Below are 379 nucleotides of genomic sequence, written 5' to 3'. Positions count from 1 at the left end.
AGACGTAAAAAAGTCCGACTATTTCTAGTCGGGCTCTCTACAATTTGAAGCCTGGTAATGTCCTACTTTCACATAGCAAATGCTACACTATCATCGGCGCTGTTTCGTTTCACTACTGAGTTCGGCATGGAGTCAGGTGGGTCCAAAACGCTATTGTCACCAAGCAAATTTGGGCGTTAATACGTATTTCTGCGCACTAACTGAATTTGGAAAATATCTGATAATATTTTTTAAGTCTTTCTAAGTAATGTCTACTTTAGTTATATTAACTTCTGTCTAAACTGTCGCATAAAACGCGTTTGGCGTTGTATGGTTAAGCCTCAAGGGGAATTAGTACAAGGTAGCTTAATGGCTCACACCACTTCCACATCTTGCCTAT

The 379-nt window shown here is 39.8% G+C and carries 1 rRNA gene; it reads right to left on the bottom strand.

Annotated features, from left to right (window positions below):
* Positions 1-49: 49 nt before the first annotated feature.
* Positions 50-164, bottom strand: a 5S ribosomal RNA gene (rrf, locus tag DC53_RS00280).
* Positions 165-379 lie beyond the last annotated feature (215 nt).

Origin of the sequence: Pseudoalteromonas fuliginea, from assembly GCF_000690055.1 — a bacterium.
Classification (GTDB): domain Bacteria; phylum Pseudomonadota; class Gammaproteobacteria; order Enterobacterales; family Alteromonadaceae; genus Pseudoalteromonas; species Pseudoalteromonas fuliginea.
Note: the sequence above shows the minus strand (reverse complement) of the source record. Positions and strands in the feature narration are given on the sequence as shown.